Annotated in this window: 15 protein-coding genes and 1 riboswitch; of the genes, 7 read left to right on the top strand and 8 right to left on the bottom strand. The window is 59.3% G+C overall.

Going from position 1 to position 15,217, the window contains the following annotated elements; all coding sequences use genetic code 11:
* Nucleotides 1-13 precede the first annotated feature (13 nt).
* Nucleotides 14-1,360: a 3-phosphoshikimate 1-carboxyvinyltransferase gene (aroA, locus tag TRM7615_RS13370; protein WP_108788325.1), complete on the bottom strand. Its 1,347-nt coding sequence runs from the start codon at nt 1,358-1,360 to the stop codon at nt 14-16.
* 284 nt (nt 1,361-1,644) lie between these two features.
* Between aroA and TRM7615_RS13365 the strand changes: the two genes are divergently transcribed.
* Genes TRM7615_RS13365 through TRM7615_RS13335 form a run of 7 tightly spaced genes read left to right on the top strand, consistent with a single transcriptional unit; the run spans nt 1,645 to nt 8,130 of the window.
* On the top strand, nt 1,645-2,382 hold the full coding sequence (locus tag TRM7615_RS13365) for a GntR family transcriptional regulator (protein WP_108788323.1): 738 nt from the start codon (nt 1,645-1,647) through the stop codon (nt 2,380-2,382).
* 2 nt (nt 2,383-2,384) lie between these two features.
* Nucleotides 2,385-3,419 (top strand): ADP-ribosylglycohydrolase family protein, encoded by a 1,035-nt coding sequence (locus tag TRM7615_RS13360; protein ID WP_108788321.1) that lies wholly within the window; start codon nt 2,385-2,387, stop codon nt 3,417-3,419.
* Entirely contained in the window at nt 3,416-4,348 is a 933-nt protein-coding gene (locus tag TRM7615_RS13355; RefSeq protein WP_108788319.1) for a PfkB family carbohydrate kinase, read from the top strand. Before TRM7615_RS13360 ends, TRM7615_RS13355 begins: the two co-directional genes overlap by 4 nt.
* A gap of 41 nt (nt 4,349-4,389) precedes the next feature.
* Complete coding sequence (locus TRM7615_RS13350) at nt 4,390-5,430, top strand: ABC transporter substrate-binding protein (protein WP_108788317.1); 1,041 nt, start codon at nt 4,390-4,392, stop codon at nt 5,428-5,430.
* Nucleotides 5,431-5,453: 23 nt separating this feature from the next.
* On the top strand, nt 5,454-6,317 hold the full coding sequence (locus tag TRM7615_RS13345; RefSeq protein ID WP_108788315.1) for an ABC transporter permease: 864 nt from the start codon (nt 5,454-5,456) through the stop codon (nt 6,315-6,317).
* Nucleotides 6,314-7,099, top strand: a complete 786-nt coding sequence (locus tag TRM7615_RS13340) for an ABC transporter permease (protein ID WP_108788313.1) — start codon at nt 6,314-6,316, stop codon at nt 7,097-7,099. Before TRM7615_RS13345 ends, TRM7615_RS13340 begins: the two co-directional genes overlap by 4 nt.
* On the top strand, nt 7,099-8,130 hold the full coding sequence (locus TRM7615_RS13335) for an ABC transporter ATP-binding protein (RefSeq protein ID WP_108788311.1): 1,032 nt from the start codon (nt 7,099-7,101) through the stop codon (nt 8,128-8,130). The genes TRM7615_RS13340 and TRM7615_RS13335 overlap by 1 nt, the downstream gene beginning before the upstream one ends.
* Nucleotides 8,131-8,253: 123 nt before the next feature.
* On the opposite strand, the gene TRM7615_RS13330 is transcribed toward TRM7615_RS13335, so the two are convergent.
* The 7 genes from TRM7615_RS13330 to ybeY all read right to left on the bottom strand — a co-directional run bounded on the left by TRM7615_RS13330 (nt 8,254) and on the right by ybeY (nt 15,197).
* Nucleotides 8,254-9,327, bottom strand: a complete 1,074-nt coding sequence (locus TRM7615_RS13330; RefSeq protein WP_108788309.1) for an amidohydrolase family protein — start codon at nt 9,325-9,327, stop codon at nt 8,254-8,256.
* A gap of 48 nt (nt 9,328-9,375) precedes the next feature.
* A complete protein-coding gene (gene trmB / locus TRM7615_RS13325; protein WP_108788595.1) occupies nt 9,376-10,086 on the bottom strand; it encodes a tRNA (guanosine(46)-N7)-methyltransferase TrmB in 711 nt (236 codons plus the stop codon).
* Nucleotides 10,087-10,136: 50 nt separating this feature from the next.
* Nucleotides 10,137-10,640 (bottom strand): AAA family ATPase, encoded by a 504-nt coding sequence (locus TRM7615_RS13320; protein WP_108788307.1) that lies wholly within the window; start codon nt 10,638-10,640, stop codon nt 10,137-10,139.
* Nucleotides 10,641-10,988: 348 nt separating this feature from the next.
* Nucleotides 10,989-12,170 (bottom strand): methionine adenosyltransferase, encoded by a 1,182-nt coding sequence (gene metK / locus TRM7615_RS13315; RefSeq protein ID WP_108788305.1) that lies wholly within the window; start codon nt 12,168-12,170, stop codon nt 10,989-10,991.
* A 6-nt stretch (nt 12,171-12,176) separates the two neighbouring features.
* Nucleotides 12,177-12,226, bottom strand: a riboswitch (SAM-SAH riboswitch).
* Between the two features lie 38 nt (nt 12,227-12,264).
* Nucleotides 12,265-13,731: an apolipoprotein N-acyltransferase gene (gene lnt / locus TRM7615_RS13310; RefSeq protein ID WP_235824093.1), complete on the bottom strand. Its 1,467-nt coding sequence runs from the start codon at nt 13,729-13,731 to the stop codon at nt 12,265-12,267.
* A gap of 32 nt (nt 13,732-13,763) precedes the next feature.
* On the bottom strand, nt 13,764-14,663 hold the full coding sequence (locus TRM7615_RS13305; protein ID WP_108788301.1) for a hemolysin family protein: 900 nt from the start codon (nt 14,661-14,663) through the stop codon (nt 13,764-13,766).
* A gap of 36 nt (nt 14,664-14,699) precedes the next feature.
* The gene (gene ybeY, locus TRM7615_RS13300; protein ID WP_108788299.1) at nt 14,700-15,197 is read right to left on the bottom strand and encodes an rRNA maturation RNase YbeY; all 498 of its coding nucleotides are present in this window, start codon (nt 15,195-15,197) and stop codon (nt 14,700-14,702) included.
* Nucleotides 15,198-15,217 lie beyond the last annotated feature (20 nt).

Here is a 15,217-nt window from a genome sequence, read left to right as displayed (position 1 = left end):
GACAGCGAGGGGGTTAACCCCGCGCGACCTTTGCCCCAAGGCTGGCCATCAGCGGCTCGAAGATCGGGAAAGACGTGGCGATCGGGCCACCGTCATCGACCGAAACTGGCGATTGCGCACCCATGCCCATCACCATGAAGGACATGGCGATGCGGTGATCCAGATAGCTTTCGCAGGTGCCGCCACCCGGAACGTTGCCGATGCCCAGTCCTGTGACCGACCACCAATCGTCACCCTCGTCCACGGTGACACCATTGGCGCGCAGGCCTCGGGCCATGGCATCAATCCGGTCACTTTCCTTGACCCGCAGCTCCTTGACGCCCGCCATCATCGTGGTGCCGGTAGCATTTGCGGCGACAACGGACAGCACCGGGTATTCGTCGATCATCGACGCCGCGCGCTCGGGCGGCACCTCAATGCCCTTCATGTTGGGCGAATACCGCGCGCGCAGGTCCGCGACCGGCTCGCCGCCCTCTTCCCGCTCGTTCTCATAGGTCAGATCAGCGCCCATCTCGCGCAGCGTGGTAAACAGCCCTGCGCGCGTCGGGTTCAGGCCAATGCCCGGCACCAGAACGTCCGAGCCCGGTGCAAGCAGAGCGGCACAGACGGGAAAGGCCGCCGAGGACGGATCACGCGGCACGGCAATGACCTGCGGTTTCAGCTCAGGGCGTCCTGTCAGGGTGATCACCCGACCCTCGTCGGTGTCCTCGACCGTGATCTCGGCACCAAATCCTGCCAGCATCCGTTCAGAATGGTCGCGGGTGGCTTCCTTCTCGATCACAACGGTCTGGCCCGGTGCATTCAGGCCCGCCAGCAGAACGGCGGATTTCACCTGAGCCGAGGGGACTGGCACTTCGTAGCGCACCGGCACAGGGTCCGCTGCACCCACGATGGTCATCGGCAAGCGCCCGCCCTTGCGGCCCACGGTCTGCGCTCCAAACAGCGCCAGCGGGTCGGTCACCCGGGCCATGGGGCGGCCATTCAGGCTGGCGTCGCCGGTAAAGGTCGCCGTGATCGGAGAGGAGGCCATCGCCCCCATGATCAGCCGCACACCGGTGCCCGAATTGCCGCAGTCGATCACGTTGTCGGGCTCGGCAAAACCACCAACGCCCACACCATGCACCGACCAGCTGCCATCCTCATGTTTGGTCACCTCGGCTCCAAAGGCGCGCATGGCCTTGGCGGTATCCAACACATCCTCGCCCTCAAGCAATCCGGTGATCCGGGTTTCACCCACCGCCATGGCACCCAGAATGAGTGAACGATGCGAGATCGACTTGTCGCCCGGCACCTCGGCCACACCGCTCAGCGGACCACAGGGGCTTGAGGTCATCGGGATGGGCGTGCCGTGTCCGGACATGGGGCGGTTCCTTTTCGTGCGATCAGTCCCGACCCGATTACCCAATTGCCCCATCAGCGTCCAGCGGCAAAGGCGTTGACAGATTGTTGGCGATAGTGGGAGTGCGAAAACCAGGCGCTTTTGGCTCAGCGACACCTGTCTGGTTCAAGCACACTTTGCCAAATGCTGCGTCGTGTTTGAACGACTGCACCTCGCTGCTGAACAAACCGCGGCTTTCTCCAGGTCAAACGCAGCGGTGTCTTCTGTTATTGACATCGCAGATGTGAGTCAGATAAGGAACAAGTGTGAACAAGTATAAACATGACTCTACAGGTAGCGAACTGATTGGCGCCTCCAAGTCCGTCAAGATCGCGCATTTGCTCGAGAACGAAATTCGTTCAGGCGTTCTTGGCAAGGGGGCACCGCTGGCCAGCGAGAATGCTCTGGTCAAGCGGTTCTCGGTAAGTCGCAATACCGTGCGCAAGAGCCTTGAGATTCTGAGCAGCAGAGGGTTGATCACAACCAAGAGCGGCATCGGCTCATTTGTGACCTTTGGCGGCAAAACCATCGACGACCGATCCGGTTGGAGTGTGGCCCTGTCTTCCGGTGAAACGGAGCTTGGCACACGGGTACTGCGACTATCACGTGGAGCGATGGACATTCCGGGGGCACCTGACAACCTGGGCTCCGACTTTCTTTCCGTGGATCGCTTGCGGTTCCGACTTCAGACAGGTGAAGGAGTGTCGCTGGAACGTAGCCGTATCGCATGGCGGGACGGGCTTTCTGAGGTGCTCGACGAGGGGCTGAAGAAAGGATCCTTGACCGAGACGCTGCGGTCCAAGGGCCTTGTCGTCGCAAGTGGGGATGAATGGGCAAGCGTGCTGCCTGCGCTTTCCAATGAAGACGCGCAACTGATGGGGCGCAAGGCAGGCGAACCGATGTTGCGTTTGCGCAGGCTTACCAAAGCGGCGGATGACACGGTCATCGAATATGTCGAAAGCACATTGGACCCTGTGCTGTTTGGCTTGCATATGGAATTCTGAGGATGACTACCGAGCTTCAGCTTGATCGTGCATGTGGAGCCCTTGCAGGGGTCGCAATAGGCGATGCGCTTGGAATGCCGTCCCAAACTTTGCCCTGTGAAGATATTGAACGCCACTACGGGGTGATTTCAGATTTCCTGGCACCTTTTCCGGATCATCCTGTCTCTCATGGCTTGCAGGCCGCACAAGTTACAGATGACACCGAACAAACGTTCCTGTTGGCCAACCGGTTGATCACGGATGGCGGGCGCGTTGACGAGACCCGTTGGGCCAATGATTTGCTCGCATGGGAGGAAGACATACGCGCGCGCGGGTTGCGTGATCTGTTGGGACCGTCCTCAAAGGCCGCGCTAGACGCCATTCTGGCAGGATCATCTGCTGAAGAAACCGGTCGAAACGGAACAACCAATGGGGCGGCCATGCGCATCGCGCCCATCGGAATTGCAACCCCGTTTGATCCAATGTCGCGTTTTATCGACAGTATCGAAATGGCTTGCCGCATGACTCACAACACGGGCGAGGCAATTGCCGGTGCCGCAGCTGTGGCGGCCGTGATCAGCTGTGGCATTGGCGGACTTGATTTTGACGATGCGATTGAAACCGCATTGCATGCCGCCGCCAAAGCGCAAGATCGGGGTTTCCCGGTCGGGCATCTCGACATGCGCGACCGCATTGTGAAGGCTCTGGATGTCGCTGAAAAACACGCCTCTGAAAAAGCATTGGCCGAAACAATCGGCACATCGGTTGCCTCTTGTGAATCTGTCGCCACCGCCTTTGGCGTGGTTCGTCTGGCTGACGGGGATCCATGGGAAGCGGCCAAAATAGCCGCAAACATTGGGGATGACACCGACACAATCGGAGCAATTGCCGGAGCGATGGCAGGTGCTTGCGTGGGACTGAAGGCAATACGTCCCGACGCCGTGAAAACAGTTCGTGACGCCAACGATCTGCCGATTGAAGCCACCGCCTCTGGCTTGCTTGCTCTGCGTGCAGATGGCGAGGCTCCCGCGAATGGTAAAATGGAACATGCATCATGAGTGGTCGTCTTCTTCAGATGTCCGGTGTGGTTGCAGATCTTCTTTACGAGGTTGACCACGTGCCGGCCGCGGGTGAAGAAGCCATCGTTCGGGGGTTCTCCATCACGCCAGGTGGCGGGTTCAACGCGATGGTGGCCGCCAAACGCGCTGGCATGATGGTCTGTTATGGCGGCTCAATCGGCTCGGGTCCGTTTGCCAACATTGTGCGCGAGGGCCTGAACGCAGAAGGCATACCATTCCTGCGTACACAGGATCTGGAACGTGACCAGGGATGTTGTTCGGTTCTGATTGATCAGGACGGTGAACGGACATTTGTGGCCAGCGACGGTGCAGAAGGTCATGTGACAGCCGACACGTTGGCGCAGATCAGTTTTTCTGATTTCGACTGGACGCTGTTGTCGGGCTATGCCCTCCATTATGCCGGGTCCCGCTATGTTCTGCAGTCCTGGCTCAACTCGGACGCACCTATATCGAACCTGGTTTTTGATCCCTCTCCTGTTGTGGCGGCAATCCCACAAGAGGCTCTGGCGGCGGCCCTGAACCGGGCAACCTGGGTCAGCGCGAATGCGCGCGAGGCGGCGATCCTGACCGGGAAATCAAACCCGGTCGAGGCCGCCTTGGCGCTCGCGGAATCACGTCCGGCATCAGGCGGGGTGGTTATCCGAAACGGATCAAAGGGATGTTTGGTCGCCACCCATCAGTATTGCCGTGAAGTACCTGCCTATCGTGTGCAAGCGGTCGATACCAACGGCGCAGGCGATACGCATGTGGGCAGTTTCATCGCACGGCTATCGCAAGTCGATGACCCGATGCGTGCGGCTGAATACGCAAATATCGCCGCCGCATTGTCAACGACACAAAAAGGCCCGGCGACAGCGCCCACACACGCGGCCGTGAAAGAGGCAACTCAAAAGAAAGAGGCCGGTTAGTCGAGACAATCCAACTTCACTGAACAACTGGGAGAAGACCTGTGAACAAACCAATAATACTGGCCGCCACTCTGGCCATTTCCGCCACTGGAACAGCCGTGTTGGCAGATGAGATCCGCGTATTGAACTGGCAAGGTTACGGGACTGATCTGGGTTGGGCCGTAGATGCCTTTTCCAAGTCGACCGGACATACCGTGATCCACGAGTATTTCAATTCCGAGCAGGAGATGCTGACAAAGCTGCGGACGAATCCCGGGGCATATGACGTGGTACTGATCAACGCCGCGTTTACGCCTCAGGCACAGGGTGAAGGCCTGATCGGGCCAGTTGATGCCGCATCGATCGCAAACCTTGCGGACGTGCCCGAAAATCTAAAAGGCAATGAAGACCTGAACGCTGGCGGCGCTTTGCATGGTGTGCCCTGGACCTGGGGTCTTACATCATTTGCCGTGAACACCAATGAGGTGGACGAGTTACCGACGTCGATCGAAGTGTTTTGGGACACCGCGCACGAAGGAAAAGTCTCCATTCGCGACGATGCGTTGGAGGCGGTACAGTTCGCTGCGATTGCAACCGGCCAGGACATCAACAACATCACTGATCTGGATGCAATCGAAGCCAAACTGTCCGACCTGATGCCTCAGATCAAAACCTATTGGGGTTCGGAAAACGACTGGAACCAGTTCATGGCTGCCGGCGATCTGGATGTCGCCACCTTCTGGTCCGGCTCGGCAAGCCGGTCGATGGCCGCGGGTCTGCCCGTACAGTTCATTGTGCCGCAGGAAGGCGCAATTGGTTGGCTTGATGGACTTTCCATTCCAAGTTCTTCGACCAAGAAAGAAGCGGCGCATCAGTTCATCAACTGGATGATCGACCCGGAATTCTATGTGAAATGGGCCGCCGAAGGTGCCCCAGCATCGGCCAATGCAAAGGCCGCAGCAGCCTTGCCGGATGATGCATTCAACAAGCGTGTGCTTGGCGATCCCGAAGTTGTCGCCCGCGTTCAGTTCCAGCGCCCGGTTTCGGACGAGAACCGCGAAAAATACCTTGAGTTGTGGCAAAGCTTGAAGGCCGCTCAATAAGGCACACAGAAGGGACAGCTGTCATGTCAACGGTTCTTGCAAATCAGGAGCGGCTGAGAATTTTCGGACTGCTTTCCCCTGCCTATCTTTGGTTGACGGTGGCGATCTTTCTGCCGCTGTCAGCCATGCTCTACTTCAGCTTTCTTTCAGAGGTGCCGTTCGGTGACGCAGAGTGGTCTCATACGACAGAAAACTACGAAGCCTTCTTTCAGACGTCTACCTACGCAATTCTGCTTTGGAAATCCATTCGACTTGGGTTGATCGTCACCTTGGTCTCGGTGCTTGTCGGATTTCCCTGCGCCTATGTGCTAGCCAAAGTGATCAAGGGCCGGTCGCGCGAAGCGCTGTTTCTGCTTGTCATCCTGCCCTTCTGGTCCAATTCACTGGTGCGCATCTTTTCCTGGGCCATTGTGCTGCGCGGCAATGGCGTTCTAGAAATCGGACTAAACGCGGTGCTGCCATTTGAGGTGGACGTGAACCTGATGTTTTCAACACCGGCCATCGTGATCGGGTTGGTTCATTCCTACCTGCCCTACATCATTCTGACATCCTATCTGGCGCTTCAGGCGATTGACGACAATCTGATCGACGCCGCCAGGTCAATGAGCGCCAACAAACTCACCATACTGTGGCGGATTATCTTGCCACTGTCGCTGCCGGGCCTTTTGGCAGGCGCTGTTCTGATCTTTGTGCCTGTCGTCGGTTCATTCATGGAGCCGCGCATCCTGGGTGGACGTGTCGGCACCTATTTCGGAACGGTGATCGAAGATCAATTTGTGGCCGTTTACAATTGGCCGCTTGGCGCAGCGCTGTCGTTCATTCTGCTGGCCGTCGTGCTTCTGATCCTCGCCGTGGCCAGCCCCGTCTTGAGGAGAGCCCAGACATGAGCGGCACGTTTCTGGCAAGACTTGGGAAGCTGTGGCTGGCGCTGATCCTGTTCTTTCTCTATGCCCCGATCTTTGTGATGGCCTTCATGTCGTTCAACGCCTCGCAGTACTACCAGTTGCCGTTTGAGTTTTCGTTGAAATGGTATGAAAAACTGGCAGGAAACACAGAGATCATCGACGCGGCGACCCGGTCGGTTGGCATCGCGATCATTACCACGATCATCGCGACCATTCTTGGCACGGCGGCTTCGGTGGCGCTGTTCCGGTTCGAGTTTCGCGGCAAGCGGTTTCTACAGGTCATGCTGTTCCCGCCGATTGCCATTCCCTGGCTGATCACTGGCACCGCAATGCTGATCTTTTTCTTTGGCATCGGTCTGGGGCGTGGCACACCCTCGGTGATCATCGGGCACGTCGCGCTGGCGCTGCCTTACGTGATTGTCGTTGTCAGCGCGCGACTCGCCACATTCGACGCGACGCTTGAAGAGGCCGCCCGTTCAATGGGCGCGGATGGCTGGACCGTGACGCGCCGGGTGACCCTGCCCTGGATTTCTTCGGGCATCATTGCAGGTGCACTATTTGCTTTCGCCGTCAGTTTTGACCAGTTTGTCGTGTCCTATTTCCTGTCCGAACCGGGTGACAGCACACTGCCCGTGTTGATCTACACATCCATTCGCAAGGGGTTCACCCCAGAAATCAATGCAATCTCGACAATTATCATTGTTGTCTCAATGGCCGTGATGCTGGTCGCAGCGCGGTTTTCAAACTTCGGAGGAGAACGCTGATGGCCGAAGTCTCTGTTCAAAACATTACCAAGTCTTTTGGATCACTGAAGGCACTGAATGACGTCACAATGGACTTCCCCGATGGCGGGTTCTTTGCTTTGCTCGGCCCATCTGGAAGCGGCAAGACAACTCTGCTGAGAACGATTGCCGGGTTCATCTTTGCCGACAGCGGCTCAATCCGGATTGGGGATGAATTCGTCGAAAACACGCCAGTCGAGAAACGTGACATTGGCATGATGTTTCAGAACTACGCCTTGTTCCCAAACATGACCGTGGCCGACAATATCGGCTTTGGACTGCGCGTGCGCAAAGTCGGGGCGACCGAAGAGAAGCGGCGCATTGGTGAAGCTCTGGAACTCGTGCAGCTTGGTCAGCATGGAGACCGCAAACCCCACCAACTGTCTGGGGGACAACGGCAGCGGGTTGCACTGGCGCGGGCGATCGTAACGAACCCGCGGGTGCTCTTGCTGGACGAACCGCTTTCAGCGCTGGACAAGGCCTTGCGCGTGGACATGCAGTTTGAGTTGAAGCGCATTCAACGCGAGATTGGCATCACAACGGTCTTTGTGACGCATGACCAAGAAGAGGCCCTGACCCTGTCCGACAAAATCGGCATTCTTCGGGACGGCAAAATGATCCAGGCCGGCCCCCCCCGAGAGGTGTACAACAACCCGGTTGATCTGTTCACCGCCGCATTTCTGGGCGAGGCCAACATACTGTCAGATATTTCCGGGGACGGCGCTGACATTCGCACCCCGGCCAATCTGCCCGCAGGCGGCACCTTGGCAGTGAGACCTGAAAACATCACAATTTCCACGTCGAAGCCAGGGGAGGATGCAATCTCTACCTGTCAGGCTGTACTGGAACGTCGTGTGTTCGCCGGGGCGATGGCCACCTGCATTCTTCGAAACAACGGAACCGACATCAAGGTCATTTCACGCGATCAGGACATCCCCCCCAATATCGCAGAGGGGGATCAGCTGTGGCTAAGCTGGCCGGTCGAGAAGACTCTGTCCATTTCGGGTTCCTGAGCCTTAACAAGCCATCGATCTGGTTCACGGGCCGAGCAACCACCTTCATCTTGGGAAGAGACGGCATTCAGCCGCCGTTTCTTCTCGTCTCAAATACGGAACATCCGAACACAGCCGCGATGATCAAGCCTCGCCCAGCCAGCGCGCCGGGTTCTCTTCGGCGATCTGACGAAAAACTTCCTCTCCCAATGCATTGCGCAGCCGGAAACACACTGCCTTCTCGGACAGCTTCTCTTGTCGGGTCATGTAGAAATCCGACCCAAAGAGAACACGGGAGCGCAACCGCTCATGCTCGGGCTCATCCCCCAGCAGAAAGAGCCGCAGGAAGGGCACGTAATCCTCAAAATGAAACAACGTGTACGAGATGTCGGTCCACAGCCCCGGATAATCGCCGCTGCAGATCATCTCGCGGATTCGAACCTGCCAGTTGTTGCGATACTCATCAGCAAAGGGGCTGCGTTGGTCGGGATTCACATAGGCCGACCAATCGCGCTGCCCGCCGAAATGTGCCAAACAGATGCGTAGCTTGGGGTGGGCCTTCATGATCGGGATATACGCATCAGGTTCGGTATAGCGGTCGGCCCAATGATCCGACAGCTCCCGCCCTTGCACCCCACCGCGCGAGCAGTGTGTCATGAGCGGCAGTCCCAACACCTCCATCCGTGGATAGAGATGCTTCATCAGCCGCGGATCGGTGGGGGCAAATCCAAGGCGCGGATAGATCTTGACCCCACGAAACCGCAGCTGGTCAACGGCACGCCAGACTTCGGTGGCCTGCGGGTCGGCGCGCGGGTCGAGCGTGGCAAAGGGAATGACCGAGGCGCCGACGTCAGGGTCGCGCGCCAACTCGGCCAACTCGTCATGCTGCACGGCAAGCGGCACTTTTGGGGCGCCATAGCCAAAGGCCGACAGCTCCATCGGCAGCACCACAAAGCGGGTATCTGACGGGTAGTGATGGCGCACGTTGTCCAAAATGGCGCGCTGGCTGCCTTCCTGTGTTTCCTGTTGAAAGCGATAGAGACGGCTGAGCTTGTCGGCAATCGGGTGCTGCCCGATCAAGGTCATCCCAAGCTCCAGCCCCTTGATCAGCCAGGGCATGTTCTTGAAGGGCTTGAGCGCCCAATAGGGGTAATCTTCGGGCACGTGATCGGCGTGAAACAGATGCACGTGGCAGTTCGTGATGCGAATGTTGGACATGGCAAAATTCCATAAAGCAGAATGAATGCCGTCAGTCTAACACCCCTTTCAGCCCTGTCGACGGAAAGTCAGATAGTGCGGCACCCTGCCCTCGCGCAGAGCCTTTTGCTCGTAGCGGGTGGAGATCCAATCCTCCCAAGCCACACGCCAATCGTCGGGGCGTTCAGCCAGCCAGTCAAAGCCCGCCTTGGGCACCTCTTCCAGGGTCTGGCGGACGTAGTCGGGAATATCGGTGGCCACCCGCAGGATCGCGCCGGGCTTCAACACGCGCGCCAAAGGCTCAAGATGTTCGGGCGTCACAAAGCGGCGGCGGTGGTGGCGGGTCTTGGGCCAGGGGTCGGGGTAGAGCAGGAAAGCCTTGGAAATACTCTGATCCGGCAACACGTCGAACAGATCGCGCGCATCGCCGGGATGCACAGCCAGGTTTTCAACACCTGCTCTGCGGATCTTGCCCAACAGCATGGCGACACCGTTGATATAGGGCTCGGCCCCGATGATCCCAACGTCGGGGTTGCTGGCTGCTTGGTGCACCAGATGCTCACCGCCCCCAAAACCGATTTCCAACCAGATCGGTTTGCCGCCAAAGAGGCCGTCCAGGTCCAGATTTTCGCGCGTGGGGTTCTCGTCCCAGCCGACAGCGCCCGGCGCCAGGGCGGCCAGGTCCTCGTCCAGATAGGTCTTTTGGCTCTGCTTCAGGCTCTTGCCTTTGAAGCGGCCATAGAAGTTCCGGCGGGGCCGTTTGGGGTGATCAGTGCTCATGCCCCGGCCCATACTGGCTTGGGCCCATCGTTGCAAGATGGGGTGTTGCGTCAAACCTGCCGCAGGAACCTACGCACCTCGGATCGCGAACGCAGGATATGGGTGTCGCGCCTGCCCGACCAACGCGCAACAAAGTCCAAGGCCCGCAGACGTCCGTCGGTCTGGTAGTTCCAGCTGAAGCTCAGAAAGCCGCGGTCAAAACGCTCGGGGCAATTGGGCCCCATGTCGGGCCGGGTCCGCCCATAGAAGCGTGCCGAGCGCCAGAGGATGCGCCAAGTCCTGAGCCAACGCGGCATGTCCAGGAAGATGATCGTATCGGCACGGTCCGCGCGATAGTCCATGCTGCGCGAATGGTTGCCATCAAAAACCCAAGTGGGCGCGTCCGCAGCGGCCTTGGCCATCTGCATCACGGTTGCCTTGCCGCGCTCGACCCAATCGCCTTGCCAATAAATCGGATCCATGTGAACAACCGGAAGAGACAGCCGCGCACCAAGCGCACGGGCCATGGTGGATTTGCCGGATCCCGGCCCGCCAATGATCATGATCCGCTGCATTGCCGCCCCCCTGACCCCAAACGAACAGGCAGACCTACAACACAACCCGGCGCCTCGTAACCCCAAAACTCGGAGCGCTCCCGCGCCCGCACGATCCCGACTGCGTCGGCACCGCCGGCGGCCTTGGGCCGGGCGCCTCGCCTACGGCTCGGCGCGGTCGCGCTGCAACCGAGTGCTTCGCTACACACACCAACCGCCGCGCGTAGCGCGGCCCGGCCCAACGGGAGGAGGGTATCTTTGATGCACGTACGACTGGCGGGAGCATCCCCGAGCCAATAGTCTCGAGGCCAGCAAACAAAAAAGGGCGACCCGATTGGGTCGCCCTTTTTGAAACCTCAAAGCCTGGCTTCAGACCGCGCCTTTCAGCGCCTCGACCAGATCTGTGCGTTCCCAGCTGAAACCGCCGTCTTCATCCGGAGTGCGACCAAAGTGACCATACGCCGCCGTGCGCTGGTAGATCGGCTTGTTCAGACCCAGGTGCGAGCGGATGCCGCGCGGGGTCAGATCCATAACCTGGTCGATCGCTTTTTCGATTGCCGCCGGTGCAACCTCACCCGTACCGTGGGTGTCCGCATAGATCGACAACGGTTTGCTGACGCCGATGGCATAGCTCAGCTGGATAGTGCAACGCTCGGCCATGCCCGCTGCCACAACGTTCTTGGCCAGATAGCGCGCCGCGTAGGCCGCCGAACGGTCCACTTTGGTCGGATCTTTGCCCGAGAACGCTCCGCCGCCGTGCGGGGCCGCACCACCATAGGTGTCGACGATGATCTTGCGGCCTGTCAGGCCTGCATCACCATCAGGGCCGCCGATCACGAATTTTCCGGTCGGGTTCACATGCCATTCGGTCGCCGCGGTCAACCAGCCCTCGGGCAGGGTTTCGCGGATATAAGGCTCGACGATAGCGCGGATGTCGTCGCTGGTCAGCGCCTCATCCAGGTGCTGGGTCGACAACACGACCGAGCTGACGCCCACTGGCTTGCCGTTTTCATAGATCACCGAAAGCTGCGATTTGGCATCGGGGCCAAGCGCGGGCTCGGTGCCGTTCTTGCGCACCTCGGCCAGACGACGCAGGATCGCATGGCTGTATTGGATCGGGGCAGGCATGAGCGCCTCGGTCTCGGTGGTGGCATAGCCGAACATGATGCCCTGGTCGCCAGCACCTTCGTCCTTGTTGTCGGCGGCATCCACACCCTGGGCGATATGCGCCGACTGCTCGTGCAGCAGGTTGGTGATCTCGACCGTCTCGTGGTGGAACTTGTCCTGCTCGTAGCCGATGTCCTTGATGCAGGCGCGGGCAATCTCGTCAATCCGGCCCATGTAATCGCGCAGTTTGTCCTGATCCGACAGGCCAACCTCGCCGCCAATGACCACTCGGTTGGTGGTGGCAAAGGTTTCTGCCGCAACGCGGGCTTCGGGTTCTTCGCTTAGAAATGCGTCCAATACAGCATCCGAAATCCGATCGCAGACCTTATCCGGGTGCCCTTCGGAAACGGATTCCGAAGTGAATGTGTAGTTATTTCGGGACATCAATAGTGCTCCATTAGGGTTAGAACTGTCACGCCAGGAAGCCGTTGTGACAATTTCAACGAGGGATACGCGGGAGGATTGGGGCCGTCAACGCCTATTTGCGACGCGTTTTGGGACGTTGACTTGCAGCCACAGCAAGGGTCAACAGAGCCAAAACCACCAGCGCCATCAAATCACCTGTGCGCGCATAGAGCGTGGGCTGCAGTGGCGCGGGCAGTTCTGCGTCGACATAACCCGCCTGACCCAAAGCAAGGCTGGCCGTGATACGTCCCAGCGGATCAACCATGGCGGAAACGCCGGTGTTGGCCGCCCGCATCAGGGGCACACCCTGCTCGATCGCACGCATTCTGGCCTGCGCCAGATGTTGGTATGGGCCAGAACGCGCGCCAAACCAGGCGTCATTGGTGACCTGCAACAGAAACTCGGGCCGGGCGTTGGCACCATTGATGTCCTGCGGGAACACCGCCTCGTAACAGATCAGTGGCAGCGCGTCGCCCAATGCGCCCATTGACACCAACTCGGGGCCAGGACCGGAACTGAAGCCCTGCCCGCTGTTGGCGGCGAACCCATAGATTCCGACCCGGGCCATCAGATCGCCAAAGGGGACGTATTCGCCAAAAGGCACCAGGTGGTGCTTGTCATAAACGCCCGCGATCCGGCCTTGGGGATCCAGATAGACCATCGAATTGAAGATGCGGCTGCCTTCAGACCGGCGAATGCCAAGCGCCAGGGCTGCGCCGTCTGCCGCTGCCACGATCCGGTCAAGCGCCGGACCGCCGGTTTCCAGCCACACGGGAACGGCGGTTTCCGGCCAGACGATCAGGTCGGGGCGCGGCAAGGCAGCGGTGTATTCGATCTGACGCTCGTAGAAGGTTGGCGTAAAAGCCGGGTCCCACTTTTGGTGCTGCGGCGCGTTGGGTTGGATCAGGCGGACGGTTTGACCGGTCCCGGTGACCTGCGGCGCGGTTGCTGCCACAGCAAAAATCGCAACGGCGAAGCCCACAGAAGGCGCGGCATTCCAAAGCGCGCGGCGCGGGTCGACCAACAGCAGACCTGCTGCCAAACCCACCGTGACTGTAACCAGTGCAAGCCCGTGCGGCCCTACCCAGGCCAGCAACAACGCAGCATCCGTGTCGAACCAGATCTGCGCAAGGGCAGCCCAAGGAAACCCCGTGAACACATAAGCCCGCGCAAACTCGGCCACCGACAGGGTACAGATCAACAGCCAAACCCGCCGTGCCGACGATCCGCCACGCCATTGAGCGACCCAGAAGGCCGCGCCCCAGAACAGGGCCAGCCCGCCTGACAGAAAAATCAGGGCAAACGGCGCCATCCAGGCGTGGCGCTCGGGGTCAACAAAGAACGGCTCGACAATCCACAGCAACGCATGAGCGAAGTACCCAAGCCCCAAGGCCCACCCCAGACCAAAGGCCTGACGCCGGGTGGTGGCTGACACCAATATCGAAGGGATCAGAATCAGAACCGCCAGAGTTGCCCACCATGCGCCAAACGGCGCCAAGCCAAAGGCCGCGATGGCGCCAAGCAGTACTGTCAGCGCCATTCTTGACCATAAAGGCCCCGCCAGCAGTCGGTTCATTCGATCAGATCGGGCAGCATAACCCGCAGACGCTTGATCCGGCGGGGGTCGGCGTCGATGACCTCGAATTCAGGCCCATCGGGGTGGCAGACAACCTCGCCGCGCGCGGGCACACGACCCGACAGCATGAAGACCAGACCCCCGAGCGTGTCGATCTCTTCCTCGTCGACATCCTCGTGCTTGGTCAGCGAGCGGCCAATCTCGGCCTCAAACTCATCCAGCGGCGTACGGGCCTGAGCCACATAGCAACCGGGCTTTTCCTTGAGCCAGGTCTGATCCTCGCCGGTGTCGTGTTCGTCCTCGATCTCGCCCACGACCTGTTCGATCAGATCCTCGATCGTCAACAGGCCATCGACCCCGCCATATTCGTCGATCACCAGCGCCATATGTCGCCGCTCGGTCTGCATCTTGGCCAGCAGGACGCCAATTGGCATGGATGGCGGAACAAACAGCAGCGGCCGGACCATGGATTGCAGGTCAAACTCGGTCGAGTTGCCGTTGAAACCATGGATCAGGGCAAAGTCCTTGAGGTGGGCAAAGCCAAGCGGCGTGTCCAGCGTCCCCTCATACACCGGGATTCGGGTCAAACCGCTTTCCCGAAACACCTGCACCAGTTCGTCGCGTGTGATGGTATTGGGCACAGACACAATCTCAGCCGTGGGGATTGCCACATCCTCGACCCGCATTCGGCGCAGGTTGATCATGCCATGAGGTTGAGATGCGGTGTCTGCCGGTTGGTTCGCCTCCACCGGTTCGGGCTCTTCCGATGGAGAGATCGCATCCATGATGCGTGAGAAAAAGCCCCGTTCTGCCGACGTATCACCGGTAGAAAAATCTGCTTGGTCCTGTAGCTGCGCGCGATGCGCTGCGTTAGAACTGCCGTCTGTGTCGCCCATTATTCCTAATCCAAACACTAAGGCCTAAAGGCCCCATTACTCCATATATGGGTTATTTATGCCCATTTTGCCAAGTATCTCGACTTCCAATGCCTCCATAACAGTGGCATCGGCGTCACGGATATGGTCATAGCCCAACAGATGTAACACCCCATGAACGATCAAATGTGTCACATGATCGACCATCGGCTTGCCTGCGGCCTGAGCTTCACGCGCGCAGGTGTCGTATGAGATCGCGATGTCTCCCAAAGCCAGTTCACCCATGAAATCGGGCTCTGGTTGGGCCGGGTGACCGCCCGCCTCAACCGCTGCCAGTTCTTGCGCTGGCCAGCTGAGCACGTTGGTCGGCGTTGGTTTATCGCGGAACTCGGCATTCAGAACCGCGATCCGGTCGTCATCACAGGCCAACAGCGAAATTTCCGCCTCGTCGGCGTCCAGCCCCTGATGACCAAGCGTCTGGGTTGCGGCGCGTTCGGCCAGCGCCTCAAGACCGGCGGTTTGCCAGCGATCGTCTTCGATTGCGATATCCAGCATCTCTGCCTCTTTGCCCAGGC

Source organism: Falsiruegeria mediterranea M17 (assembly GCF_900302455.1).
Lineage (GTDB): Bacteria > Pseudomonadota > Alphaproteobacteria > Rhodobacterales > Rhodobacteraceae > Falsiruegeria > Falsiruegeria mediterranea.
This window is presented reverse-complemented; position numbering and strand designations above follow the sequence as displayed.

What these genes read in the sequence shown, in the direction of transcription:
- aroA (WP_108788325.1), bottom strand. Translation starts at nt 1,360, where the DNA reads ATGTCCGGACACGGCACGCCCATCCCGATGACCTCAAGCCCCTGTGGT.
- TRM7615_RS13360 (WP_108788321.1), top strand. Translation starts at nt 2,385, where the DNA reads ATGACTACCGAGCTTCAGCTTGATCGTGCATGTGGAGCCCTTGCAGGG.
- TRM7615_RS13355 (WP_108788319.1), top strand. Translation starts at nt 3,416, where the DNA reads ATGAGTGGTCGTCTTCTTCAGATGTCCGGTGTGGTTGCAGATCTTCTT.
- TRM7615_RS13345 (WP_108788315.1), top strand. Translation starts at nt 5,454, where the DNA reads ATGTCAACGGTTCTTGCAAATCAGGAGCGGCTGAGAATTTTCGGACTG.
- TRM7615_RS13340 (WP_108788313.1), top strand. Translation starts at nt 6,314, where the DNA reads ATGAGCGGCACGTTTCTGGCAAGACTTGGGAAGCTGTGGCTGGCGCTG.
- TRM7615_RS13335 (WP_108788311.1), top strand. Translation starts at nt 7,099, where the DNA reads ATGGCCGAAGTCTCTGTTCAAAACATTACCAAGTCTTTTGGATCACTG.
- TRM7615_RS13330 (WP_108788309.1), bottom strand. Translation starts at nt 9,327, where the DNA reads ATGTCCAACATTCGCATCACGAACTGCCACGTGCATCTGTTTCACGCC.
- trmB (WP_108788595.1), bottom strand. Translation starts at nt 10,086, where the DNA reads ATGAGCACTGATCACCCCAAACGGCCCCGCCGGAACTTCTATGGCCGC.
- TRM7615_RS13320 (WP_108788307.1), bottom strand. Translation starts at nt 10,640, where the DNA reads ATGCAGCGGATCATGATCATTGGCGGGCCGGGATCCGGCAAATCCACC.
- metK (WP_108788305.1), bottom strand. Translation starts at nt 12,170, where the DNA reads ATGTCCCGAAATAACTACACATTCACTTCGGAATCCGTTTCCGAAGGG.
- lnt (WP_235824093.1), bottom strand. Translation starts at nt 13,731, where the DNA reads ATGGCGCTGACAGTACTGCTTGGCGCCATCGCGGCCTTTGGCTTGGCG.
- TRM7615_RS13305 (WP_108788301.1), bottom strand. Translation starts at nt 14,663, where the DNA reads ATGGGCGACACAGACGGCAGTTCTAACGCAGCGCATCGCGCGCAGCTA.
- ybeY (WP_108788299.1), bottom strand. Translation starts at nt 15,197, where the DNA reads ATGCTGGATATCGCAATCGAAGACGATCGCTGGCAAACCGCCGGTCTT.